Below are 11,670 nucleotides of genomic sequence, written 5' to 3'. Positions count from 1 at the left end.
TGGCGCGCATGCTCAACGTGCCGTTCACGATGGCCGATGCCACCACGCTGACCGAAGCCGGCTACGTCGGCGAGGACGTGGAGAACATCATCCAGAAGCTGCTGCAGAAGTGCGACTACGACGTCGACAAGGCGCAGCAGGGCATCGTCTACATCGACGAGATCGACAAGATCTCGCGCAAGAGCGAGAACCCGTCGATCACCCGCGACGTCTCAGGCGAGGGCGTGCAGCAGGCGCTGCTCAAGCTGATCGAAGGCACGCTCGCCAGCGTGCCGCCGCAGGGCGGGCGCAAGCATCCGCAGCAGGAATTCCTGCAGGTCGACACCCGCAACATCCTGTTCATCGTCGGCGGCGCCTTCGCCGGACTGGACAAGGTGATCCAGCAGCGATCCACCGAGGCCGGCGGAATTGGCTTCGGCGCCAAGGTCAAGAGTGCCGAGCGCAAGGCCGACATCGGCCAGGTGCTGGCGCAGGTCGAACCGGAAGATCTCATCAAGTACGGCCTGATCCCCGAGTTCGTCGGGCGCCTGCCGGTGGTGGCCACGCTTGAGGAACTGGACGAGGCGGCGCTGGTCAAGATCCTGACCGAGCCCAAGAACGCCATCACCAAGCAGTTCAAGAAACTGTTCGAGATGGAAGGCGTCGAGCTGGAGATCCGCCCGGACGCGCTGGCCGCGATCGCACGCAAGGCGCTCAAGCGCAAGACCGGCGCCCGCGGCTTGCGCACGATCGTCGAATCCACGCTGCTGGACACCATGTTCGAGTTGCCGTCGCTGGAAAACGTCAGCAAGGTGGTGGTGGACGAGTCGGTGATCGAGCACAAGTCCGACCCCTACCTGATCTACCAGAATGCCGCTGCGCCGGCCAAGGCCGCGTCGTCGGACTGACCGGATCGATCCGCAAGGCCACCGCAAGGTGGCCTTCGCTTTTGGTCCCTTGACTCACGTTTTCTTTGCTCCGGCAAAAGCATTCGGACGCGGATCGACGCGGATGAAATCCGATGGATAAAGCTCCAATCCGCGTATTTCCGCGTTGATCCGCGTCCAAAATGCGCTTTCCCAGTCAGGCGCCGCGCTTGGGCGCTCGCTTACGCCCGCAAGCCGCATTTGCGCCCTGCTTGCAACCGGCGCGCAGCGGCCCCATAAACACAGCCATGGCGGCAGTTCCTGCCGCGACCGTCGTCTGGAGTCTCCATGCCTGCTCGTTCGTCTGCCGAAACCCACCAACTGCCAGTCCTGCCGCTGCGCGACGTCGTGGTCTTCCCGCACATGGTGATTCCGCTGTTCGTGGGGCGCGAGAAGTCGATCCGCGCGCTCGACATGGCGGTGGAAGGCGACAAGCGCATCCTGCTGGTGGCGCAAAAAACCGCTGAAACCGACGATCCCGGTGCCGCCGACCTGCACGGCGTGGGCACGGTGGCACAGGTACTTCAATTGCTGAAACTGCCCGACGGCACCATCAAGGTGCTGGTCGAGGGGCTGGAGCGCGCCCAGGTCGCGTCCATGCGCGCCGACGACGGCGCGCTGCTGGCCAGCGCGACGCCGATCGCGCCGACCTTGAGCCGCGAGCCGCGCGAACTCGAAGCGGTCGGCCGCACCCTACTGGCGCAGTTCGAAACCTACATCAAGTCCAACCGCAAGTTGCCGCCGGAGCTGCTGCAGACGCTCGCGGGCATCGAGGATGCCGGCAAGCTGGCCGACACCGTGGCCGCGCATCTGGGCGTGCGCCTGATCGACAAGCAGAAGCTGCTGGAGACGGTCGATGTCGGCGACCGGCTGGAACTGCTGGTCGGCCTCGTCGATGGCGAGCTGGACGTCCAGCAGATGGAAAAGCGCATCCGCGGGCGGGTCAAATCGCAGATGGAGCGCGGCCAGCGCGAGTACTACCTCAACGAGCAGATGAAGGCGATCCAGAAGGAGCTGGGCGAGCTGGACGACGTGCCCAACGATCTGGAGGATGTCGCGCGCCGGATTGCCGCGGCCGGAATGCCCAAGCCGGTCGAGGCCAAGGCCAAGGCCGAGCTGGCCAAGCTCAAGCAGATGTCGCCGATGTCGGCGGAAGCGGGCGTCGTGCGCAACTATCTCGACTGGCTGCTGGGCGTGCCGTGGAAGAAGCGCAGCAAGATCCGCAAGGATCTCAAGGCCGCGCAGGCCACGCTCGATGCGGACCACTACGGGCTGGAGAAGGTCAAGGAACGCATCCTCGAATATCTCGCGGTGCAGTCGCGCGTTTCCCGGATGAAGGGGCCGATCCTGTGCCTGGTCGGCCCGCCCGGCGTCGGCAAGACCTCGCTGGGGCAGAGCATCGCCCGCGTCACCAACCGCAAGTTCGTGCGGATGGCGCTGGGCGGCGTGCGCGACGAGGCCGAGATCCGCGGCCACCGGCGCACCTACGTCGGCTCGATGCCGGGCCGGATCGTGCAGAACCTCAACAAGGCGGGCACGAAGAATCCGCTGTTCATGCTCGACGAGATCGACAAGATGTCGATGGACTTCCGCGGCGATCCGTCCTCGGCGCTGCTGGAGGTGCTCGACCCCGAGCAGAACCACGCCTTCAACGACCATTACCTCGAAGTCGACCTCGACCTGTCCGAGGTGATGTTCGTCGCCACTTCCAATTCGCTGAACATTCCCGGCCCGCTGCTCGACCGCATGGAGGTGATCCGCATCCCCGGTTACACCGAGGAAGAGAAGCTCAACATCGCCATTCGCTACCTCGTGCCCAAGCAGCTCAAGGCCAACGGCCTGCGCGCGGGCGAACTGGAGATCGCCGAATCGGCCATCGTCGACATCATCCGCTACTACACGCGCGAATCCGGCGTGCGCAACCTCGAACGCGAGATCGCGCGGATCGCGCGCAAGGTGGTCAAGGAAATCGCGCTCAAGGGGGCGCAGCCGAAGGGCCGCAAGGCCAAGGCGATCGCGGTGACGGCGAAGAACCTCGACAAGTACCTTGGCGTGCAGCGCTTCGACTTCGGCCGCGCCGAGGCCGAGAACGAGATCGGCCTCGTCACCGGCCTGGCCTGGACCGAGGTGGGCGGCGATCTGCTGCAGATCGAATCCACGCTGGTGCCCGGCAAGGGCGCGGTGATCCTCACCGGACAGCTTGGCGACGTGATGAAGGAATCGGCTTCGGCTGCGCTGTCGGTGGTGCGCGCCCGCACCGAGCAACTCGGGATCGAGCTGGATTTCCTGCAGAAGCACGATCTCCACATCCACGTGCCGGATGGCGCCACCCCGAAGGACGGGCCCAGCGCGGGCATCGCGATGGCCACCTCGCTGGTGTCGATGCTGACCAGGATTCCGGTGCGGCACGACGTGGCGATGACGGGCGAGATCACGCTGCGCGGCAAGGTCAGCGCGATCGGCGGACTGAAGGAGAAATTGCTGGCCGCGCTGCGCGGCGGCATCAAGACGGTGCTGATTCCCGAGGAGAACCGCAAGGATCTCGCCGACATTCCGGCGTCCGTGCTGCAGCAGGTCCGGATCGTTCCGGTGAAATGGATCGATGAAGTGCTGGACCTGGCGCTCGAACGTCCGATCGTGGCGCGAGGCGGCAGCGGCGCCTCCGCAAAGACGCCGGCGGTGAAGGGGCGCGCCCGCGGCAAGGCCGGATCGCGCCCGGCGATCAAGCATTGACTGTTCGGGATTTCAAGCACTTCCCGCTGAAACCCGCGCCAATGCTTGCTTTCCTGTTGCGCGCCGGAAATTGCGCTGGTATAAGGTCGATGACCGCGGTGTGCTTGCAAGATGCCGCGGTGAACCCGGATCGTCGACAGGGGAGCGCCGTCGAATCCGGCCAATGCATTCCGGCAACACTTCCTCCAACGGAGCCAACAATCCAATGAACAAAGCCGATTTCATCGAAGCCGTGGCCGATGCCGCGGAACTCACCAAGGCCGACGCCGGCCGCGCCGTCGACGCGATGGTTGCCGCCATCACCAAGGCCCTGAAGAAGGGCGACACGGTCACCTTGGTCGGCTTCGGCACCTTCTCGGTCCGCAAGCGCGGCGCCCGCACCGGCCGCAACCCGCGCACCGGCGACACCATCAAGATCAAGGCCTCGAAGAACCCCGCGTTCAAGGCCGGCAAGGCGCTCAAGGACGCGGTCAACTGATCCCGCCCCTGCGTCGACGTCAAAGCCCGGCCACGCGCCGGGCTTTTTCGTTGCTCCGAATGGAGCGGAAGGTTCCACGCTTGCGACGCTGCTGCGATAATTCCTCCTCCGGGCACTTAGCTCAGCGGTAGAGCGGCTCCCTTACAAGGAGCGGGTCGGGGGTTCGATCCCCTCAGTGCCCACCAGATCGAATTCCCTGGCGCGATTTTGTTGCGCGACGCGCGGGCGTTCGATACACTTGTCCGTCTCAGCGGAGTGGTAGTTCAGTCGGTTAGAATGCTGGCCTGTCACGCCGGAGGTCGCGGGTTCGAGTCCCGTCCACTCCGCCAGATCACAAGCCGAGCCCCGCAGCGTGCGGGGCTTTTCTTTGCCTGCGGCCCGCGGCGGGAGATTCGGGCTGCGCGCCGCGCTAAACTAGGCGGCTCGACCCAAGCGCACCCCCATCATGCTGCAAGCCCTACGCGACAAGACCACCGGCTGGATCGCCGGCATCATCCTCACGATCGTGACGGTTCCATTTGCTTTTTTCGGCATGGAGTCGTACATGCAGCAGAGCGTGGAGACCTACGTGGCGCGGATCGCGCAGCCGCCGACGTGGTGGAGTTCGGCGCCGAACATGTGGCCGTTCACCTACCTGTGGACGCGGGCCGACATCGAGTCCGACGCGTTCCGCCAGCGCCTCGACCTGGTGCGCGAAAACATGCGCCAGCGGCAGGGCGACAACTTCGACGCCAAGCAGTTCGAATCGAAGGACAACAAGCGACGCATCCTTGACGGTTTGATCGACGACCAGGTGCTGCTGTTCGCCGCCGAGCACGACAACCTTGCGATCAGCGACGACGAGGTGCGCAAGGCGATCCAGTCGATGCCGGATTTCCAGGTCGACGGCGCCTTCAACGCCGACCGCTACCAGCTGATCCTGGCCTCGCAGAACCCGCCGCTGACGCCGCGCGCGTTCCAGGACAAGATCCGCGAAGGCCTGAAGAACGACCTGATTCCGGCCGGCATCGCCGATTCCGCCTTCGTCACCAACGCCGAGGTCGATCGGCTGGCGCGCCTGCTGGGCGAGACCCGCGACGTCAACTGGGTGATGCTGCCGCTGCCGCCCGCGGATACGGCGCCGGTGACCGACGCGCAGATCAGCCAGTGGTACGACGCCCACCGCGGCGATTTCCGCAAGCCCGAATCGGTGCGCCTGGAATACGTCGAGGTCGATGGCAGCACCCTGCCGAAGCCGGCCAGCGACGAGGCCGCGCTGCGTGCGCTCTACCAGCAGAACATCTCGAAGTACTCCTCGCCCGAGCAGCGCGAGGTGTCGCACATCCTCGTGGCGGTGGCGGCCAACGCCAGCGAGGCCGACAAGAAGGCGGCCGAGGCCAAGGCCAACCGGCTGTCGGCCGAAGCGCGCGCGCCGGGTGCCGATTTCGCGGCATTGGCGCGGGCCAATTCCGACGACACCGGATCGAAGGGCAAGGGTGGCGACCTCGGCTGGATCCGCAAGGAAGACATGGTGCCGGCGTTTGGCAATGCCGCTTTCTCGATGCAGTCCGGCCAGATCAGCGCGCCGGTGCACAGCGAATTCGGCTGGCACATCATCAAGGTGAGCCAGATCCGCCCCTCGGTGCAGCGCCCGTTCGAGGAAGTGCGCGCCGACCTCGAGCGCGAGCTGTCGCAGGGTTCGCAGGAGCGCGAGTTCAACGACCTGATCGGCAAGCTGGTGGACGAGGTGCTCAAATCGCCGACCTCGCTGGAGCCGGCGGCCAAGGCGATGGGCCTGACCGTGCAGACCACGCCGGCGTTCACCCGCGCCGGTGGGCCCGGGATCGCCAGCGATCAGAAGGTGCTGCGCGCGGCGTTCTCCGATACCCTGATCCAGGACGGCACCGCCAGCGATCCGATCGAGATCGGGCCGAACAAGTCGGTGCTGATCCGGGTCTTCGACCATGAACCGGAGCGTGCGTTGCCGCTGGAGCAGGTGCGCGATGCCGTGATCGCCGCGATTCGCGCGGATCGCCAGCGGAAGGCCGCCGCCGCCGCCGCCGATGCGCTGCTCAGGTCGGCCGAAGCCAAGGGTCTTGCGGACGCCGCCAATGAGGCGAAGCTGGCGATGGGTGGCCTGGACGGCCTCCAGCGCAGCATGCCGATTCCCTCGCAGGAAGCGGTCGCGGTGCTGTTCAACCAGCCGCGTCCGGCCAACAACCAGCCTCGCCTGGGCAAGGCGCTGCTGGGCAACGCGTACATGGTGTTCGCCATCCGCGCCGTCCACGACGGCGATCTCGCCCAGGTGTCCGCGCAGGACCGCAGAACGCTGCGCGAGCAGATGTCCGCAGCCGACGGCCAGCGTGCGCGCGAGGCCTACATCCGGGCGCTGCGGGCGCGCTACCAGATCAAGGTGGCTGAAGACCGTCTGTAAGCCCGCCAGGCGCCTGTGCGTGGAAATGAAACGCCCGGACTTGTCCGGGCGTTTTCTGGTGCGCGCGACGACGGCGTATCGGTCAATCGATTCCGCTCATGCCCATGATGTTGTAGCCGGCATCGACGTAGGTGACTTCACCGGTGATCCCGGCGGCGAGATCCGAACACAGGAAGGCGGCGGTATTGCCCACGTCCTCGATGGTGACGACACGGCGCAGCGGGGCCACCGCCTCGAACTGGCTGAGCATCTTGCGGAAGTTCGCCACGCCGGAAGCGGCCAAGGTGCGGATCGGGCCGGCGGAAATCGCGTTGACGCGCGTGCCTTCGGGCCCCAGCGCCATCGCCATGTAGCGCACGGTGGCTTCCAGCGAAGCCTTGGCCACGCCCATCGTGTTGTAGTTGGCCAGCGCGCGCTCGGCGCCGAGGTAGGTCAGGGTCAGGATGCTGCCGTTGCGGCCCTTCATCAGCGGCCGCGCGGCCTTGCCGATCGCCGCCAGCGAGTAGGCGCTGATGTCGTGGGCGATGTGGTAGGCCTCCCGGCTGATGCCGTCGAGGAAGTCGCCTTCGATCGCCTCGCGCGGAGCAAAGGCGATGCAGTGCACGAGGATGTCGAAGCCGTCTTCCCAGCGCTTGCCCAGTTCGCTGAAGCAGCTCTCGATCTGGCCATCGTCCGCCACGTCCAGCGGCAGCACGATGTCGCTGCCGTACTCGGCGGCGGCGGCTTCCACCCGCGACTTCAGTTTCTCGTTCTGGTAGGTGAGCGCCAGCTGCGCGCCTTCGCGGTGAAAGGCGTCGGCAATGCCGGTGGCGATCGAACGCTGGCTGGCGATGCCGGTCACCAGCGCGCGCTTGCCCTGCAGGAATCCCATGGTGTCTCCTTGGCGGTGGATGCGCTGGACGCGCTTCGAGTCAATGCTCTAGTTTGCCTTGCGCAGTCGCCTGCGGCCAGTCCGGGCGTTCGCCTTGCGTCGAATCGACCTGCCGGTCCTATGCGCGAAACCCGTCTTTCCAGCCACGCAGGATGGCGAAGGTGTCGATGGCGTCCCTTGGCGTCCTGCCGGCGTGGCGGGCAGCCGCCGCCTGGATGGCCGGTTCGGCGCAGCGCAGGAACGGGTTGCAGGCGCGCTCGCTGCGCAGGGTGGTGGGCAGGGTCGGCTGGCCCGCGCTGCGGGCCGAATAGGCCTGGCCGATGCGAGCCCGCAGCGCGGCGTTGTCGGGATCGACCGCCAGCGCGAACGCCGCGTTGGTCAGGGTGTATTCGTGCGCGCAGCACACCAGCGGTGCATCGGCCAGATTCGCCAGCCGCTGCAGGGAGGCATGCATCTGCTCCGGCGTGCCTTCGAACAGCCGCCCGCAGCCAAGGCTGAACAGGGTGTCGCCGCAGAACAGCAGGCCTTCGCCGTGCCAGGCGATGTGACTGCGGGTGTGACCGGACACGGCCAGCGCGGTGAACCGCCAAGGGCCCGCCTGGATGGATTCGCCGTCGCCGACGCGCCGGGTCGCCCGCGCGATGCGCGCCTCCTCGGGTGCGAACACGGGCGTGTCCGGCCAGCGTTCCAGAAGATCGGGCACGCCGCCGACGTGGTCGTCGTGGTGGTGGGTGAGCAGGATCGCGTGCGGCGGCGCAGTCCCGAGTTCGGCCAGCACCGGCGCGGACTCGCCCGGATCGACCACCAGCGCACGGCCGTCGCGGTCGCGCAGCAGCCAGATGTAGTTGTCCGAGAAGGCGGGAACGGCGTGCAGATCCATCGATGGCGCTTGTCCTCGTGCGGGCCGGCCATCATCGCATTGTCGGCCGCCTGCGCGGGGCGATCCGGTCGCGCACGGTGACGTTGGCGCGGCTTTCCCGCAGAATCGGCGGATGCTGTCCGTCTTTCGCCGTCCTCCCGATCCCGCCGCCGCGTCCGCCTGGTTTGCCGGCAGCAGCGGGAAGGCGCTGCTCGACAGCGAAGCGGCCTGCGTGCGCGCGGCGCTGCAGCAGTTCCCGCGCCAGCGCAGCCTGTGGCTGGGGCCGGCCGCGGCGCGTCTGGTCACGGCAGAGGCGCAGGCGCCCTCGCTGTGCCTGCATCCCGTGTCGGCACCGGAGCTGGCGGGCGACCTGCGCTGCGGGTTGCCGCTGCCGCTGGCGAGCGAGTGCTTCGCCGTCGTCATCGTCCAGCACGCGCTGGAGATGACGGCCGAGCCGGAGCTGCTGCTTGAGGAATGCGCGCGGGTGCTGATCCCGGGCGGCTGGCTGTGGCTGCTGGCGCTCAATCCACTGGCACCCTTCCGCTGGCGCTGGACCGGACACGGCCTGCGCGGCCGCGAGCCGATGACATGGCGGCGCCGTCTGCGCGCCGTGGGGCTGCAGCCGGAACCGGTATCGCAGGGGCTGGGGGCGGGTTGGCGCACCGGTTCGGAAATCCATCCGCACCCGGGCGTCGGGCTGCGTCCGGCCTTCCTGCTGCGCTGCGAGAAGCGCACGTTGCCGCTGACCCCGATTCGCAAGCCGCGCGCGATCGGCCTGCAGGCGGGCACCCCGGCATGACGACGGCGCGCAAGCAGGTGGACATCCACACCGATGGCGCCTGTCTCGGCAACCCGGGGCCGGGTGGCTGGGCGGCGCTGCTGCGCTGGCAGGGCCACGAGCGCGAACTCGCCGGCGGCGAGGCGCAGACCACCAACAACCGCATGGAGCTGATGGCGACGATCGCCGCGCTGGAGGCCCTGCGCGGCCCCTGCGACGTGGTCCTGACCACCGATTCGCAATACGTGCGCCAAGGCATCACCGAGTGGTTGCCGGGCTGGGTGCGGCGCGGGTGGAAAACCTCCGGCGGCGGCGCGGTCAAGAACCGCGACCTGTGGGAGCGGCTGGCGCAGGCGGCGACACGGCACGCGGTGGACTGGCGCTGGGTCAAGGGACATTCCGGGCACCCGGAAAACGAGCGCGTCGATCAGCTGGCGCGGGAACAGGCATTGCGATTCAAGGAGCAGGCAGGCTGATGCGGCAGGTCGTACTGGATACGGAAACCACCGGGCTGGAATGGAAGTCCGGCAACCGGGTGGTGGAAATCGGCTGCGTGGAACTGCTGGAGCGGCGGCCGACCGGACGCACGTTCCAGCGCTACCTCAACCCGGAGCGCGACTTTGAACCGGGGGCGCAGGAAGTGACCGGACTGACCCGCGAGTTCCTTGCCGACAAGCCGCTTTTCGCCGAAGTGGCGGACGAATTCCTGGCCTTCATCGACGGTGCCGAGCTCATCATCCACAACGCGGCCTTCGACCTCGGGTTTCTCGACGCCGAACTGGCGCGGATCGAGGGTCGCGGGAAGATCCTCGATCGCTGCACGGTAAAAGACACCCTGTTGATGGCGCGCGAGCGCTATCCCGGCCAGCGCAACTCGCTGGACGCGCTGTGCAGGCGGCTGGACGTGGACAATTCGCAGCGCCAGCTCCACGGCGCCCTGCTGGATGCCCAGATCCTGGCCGACGTCTATATCGCGTTGACCGCGGGGCAGGGCGAGATCGGGTTTGCCGAAGCGGCGGACGAGACGGACGCTGCCCGCACCGGGAACGAGGCGGTGCTTGCCACCGCCGATGCGACTCTGCGCCCGAAGGTGCTGATCGCTCCGGAGGAAGCGGAAGCCCACGCCGAGCGCCTTGCGCAGTTGCAGAAGAAATCCGGGCGCTGCCTGTGGCTGGAACTCGAGGCGCCGGCTGGTTCCGAGGCGAGCCCGGTCGTCTGAGCCGGACGCAAAGGCCGGCGCGTGCCGGCTTCAGTGGCTGCGCACCAGAATCGCGGTGATGTTGTCCGAGCCGCCGCCGTCCAGCGCTGCGGCGATCAGCCCGTCGACGCATTCCTGCGCGCTGCATTCGACATGGGCCAATATCTGCGCGATGTGGCCGTCGTCCACTTCCTCGGTCAGTCCGTCGCTGCACAGCAACAGCTGCATGCCGGGCCGCAACTCGCCGCTCAGAGTTTCCACGTTGAGTTGCTCCGGCGCCGTCACGCCCAGCGCCTGGGTGACGACGTTGCGGTGCGGATGGCTGCGGGCCTGCGCCGGGCTGATGGCGCCCTGCGCGATCAGTTCCTGCACGTAGCTGTGGTCCTGCGAAATCTGGGTCAGGGTCTCGTCGCGCCACAGGTAGACGCGGCTGTCGCCAACCCAGGCGACCTCGAAACGGTTGTCGAACAGCCGCATCGCGACGATGGTGGTTCCCATCGGCAAGCTGTCGCCGCGACGGCGCGAACAACGGATGATTTCCTCGTCGGCAATCCGGATCGCCTCGGACAGGCTGCTGCCGGAACGCACCGTGCGGACGACGGCCTCGCGCGCCAGCGCACTGGCGACCTCGCCGTAGGCGTGCCCGCCCATGCCGTCCGCCACCAGCCAGAGTCCGAGTTCGGTGTCCCCGTAATACGTGTCTTCATTCAGCTCGCGCCGAAGGCCGACATGCGTCAGGTGTCCGAATTCGATCATGCGGCGTGGGTGTGAGTTCAGGGGAATCAAATACAGGCAACGCAATCTGGCGATGAAACCGGACCGCAGTCGCGATCCTTGCCTTGCGCCGAACAGCGATGATCGCACTGTCGCGTGAATGCGCGCACGATCACCATCGCAAAGCGTGACGGGATACCGGTTTGAGGGTGCCGGGCAGCCTGCGGCTGTCTTGATCGGCGTTCCTGCCGATCAATCGAACCCTGCGCGGGGCTATTCGTCCGGCTCCCTCCGCCAGATACGCAAAACGCCCCACGATGGGGCGCGCGTGCATGGTGGGGCGGGAGGGATAGACTCGGGCCATCCATGGCCCTCGCCCTTCGGGCAGCCTGCGGCTGTCTTGATCGGCTTTCCTGCCGATCAATCGAACCCTGCGAGGGGCGACTCGTCCGGCCCTCTCCGCCAGATACGCAAAACGCCCCACGAGGGGGCGCGCGTGCATGCTGGGGTGGGAGGGATAGACTCGGGCCATCCATGGCCCTCGCCCTTCGGGCAGCCTGCGGCTGTCTTGATCGGCGTTCCTGCCGATCAATCGAACCCTGCGTGGGGCTACTCGTCCGGCCCTCTCCGCCAGATACGCACAACGCCCCACGAGGGGGCGCTCTGCGAATCTGGCGGGGGAGGAGGCCGCACGGGCCATGCCTCAGCCACGCCCATCTCG

General features: G+C 67.2%; 10 protein-coding genes and 2 tRNA genes. 9 read left to right on the top strand and 3 right to left on the bottom strand.

Annotated elements, in window-relative coordinates; genetic code table 11:
- From clpX to Q0X16_RS09185, 6 genes are all read left to right on the top strand, one after another.
- Positions 1-887: ATP-dependent Clp protease ATP-binding subunit ClpX (gene clpX, locus Q0X16_RS09210; protein WP_297833361.1), on the top strand; the 887-nt coding region annotated here is incomplete at its 5' end.
- Positions 888-1,193: 306 nt separating this feature from the next.
- Positions 1,194-3,638: an endopeptidase La gene (lon, locus tag Q0X16_RS09205; protein WP_297833359.1), complete on the top strand. Its 2,445-nt coding sequence runs from the start codon at positions 1,194-1,196 to the stop codon at positions 3,636-3,638.
- Between the two features lie 205 nt (positions 3,639-3,843).
- Positions 3,844-4,116 (top strand): HU family DNA-binding protein, encoded by a 273-nt coding sequence (locus Q0X16_RS09200; protein WP_297833357.1) that lies wholly within the window; start codon positions 3,844-3,846, stop codon positions 4,114-4,116.
- Between the two features lie 110 nt (positions 4,117-4,226).
- A tRNA-Val gene (locus Q0X16_RS09195) sits at positions 4,227-4,301 on the top strand.
- Between the two features lie 67 nt (positions 4,302-4,368).
- Positions 4,369-4,445: transfer RNA gene (locus Q0X16_RS09190), tRNA-Asp, on the top strand.
- A gap of 116 nt (positions 4,446-4,561) precedes the next feature.
- Complete coding sequence (locus tag Q0X16_RS09185; protein ID WP_297833355.1) at positions 4,562-6,529, top strand: peptidyl-prolyl cis-trans isomerase; 1,968 nt, start codon at positions 4,562-4,564, stop codon at positions 6,527-6,529.
- An 82-nt stretch (positions 6,530-6,611) separates the two neighbouring features.
- Here the strand turns inward: Q0X16_RS09185 and Q0X16_RS09180 are convergent, their stop codons facing one another.
- Together Q0X16_RS09180 and gloB are read right to left on the bottom strand one after the other, a co-directional pair.
- Positions 6,612-7,400 carry an enoyl-ACP reductase gene (locus tag Q0X16_RS09180; protein ID WP_297833353.1) on the bottom strand — a complete coding sequence of 263 codons (789 nt, stop codon included), beginning with the start codon at positions 7,398-7,400 and terminating at the stop codon, positions 6,612-6,614.
- Positions 7,401-7,518: 118 nt separating this feature from the next.
- The gene (gene gloB, locus Q0X16_RS09175) at positions 7,519-8,280 is read right to left on the bottom strand and encodes a hydroxyacylglutathione hydrolase (protein WP_297833351.1); all 762 of its coding nucleotides are present in this window, start codon (positions 8,278-8,280) and stop codon (positions 7,519-7,521) included.
- Positions 8,281-8,392: 112 nt separating this feature from the next.
- On the opposite strand from gloB, the gene Q0X16_RS09170 reads away from it, so the two are divergent.
- The 3 genes from Q0X16_RS09170 to dnaQ are packed head-to-tail and all read left to right on the top strand — an operon-like array spanning position 8,393 to position 10,256.
- The gene (locus tag Q0X16_RS09170; protein WP_297833349.1) at positions 8,393-9,058 is read left to right on the top strand and encodes a methyltransferase domain-containing protein; all 666 of its coding nucleotides are present in this window, start codon (positions 8,393-8,395) and stop codon (positions 9,056-9,058) included.
- A complete protein-coding gene (rnhA, locus tag Q0X16_RS09165; protein WP_297833347.1) occupies positions 9,055-9,513 on the top strand; it encodes a ribonuclease HI in 459 nt (152 codons plus the stop codon). Before Q0X16_RS09170 ends, rnhA begins: the two co-directional genes overlap by 4 nt.
- Complete coding sequence (gene dnaQ, locus Q0X16_RS09160; protein ID WP_297833345.1) at positions 9,513-10,256, top strand: DNA polymerase III subunit epsilon; 744 nt, start codon at positions 9,513-9,515, stop codon at positions 10,254-10,256. Before rnhA ends, dnaQ begins: the two co-directional genes overlap by 1 nt.
- A gap of 30 nt (positions 10,257-10,286) precedes the next feature.
- Here dnaQ and Q0X16_RS09155 read toward each other — a convergent pair whose 3' ends face one another.
- Positions 10,287-10,991, bottom strand: coding sequence for a protein phosphatase 2C domain-containing protein (locus Q0X16_RS09155; protein ID WP_297833343.1), 705 nt, complete (start codon positions 10,989-10,991; stop codon positions 10,287-10,289).
- Positions 10,992-11,670: the final 679 nt, after the last annotated feature.

Origin of the sequence: Thermomonas sp., from assembly GCF_025993755.1 — a bacterium.
Classification (GTDB): domain Bacteria; phylum Pseudomonadota; class Gammaproteobacteria; order Xanthomonadales; family Xanthomonadaceae; genus Thermomonas.
This window is presented reverse-complemented; position numbering and strand designations above follow the sequence as displayed.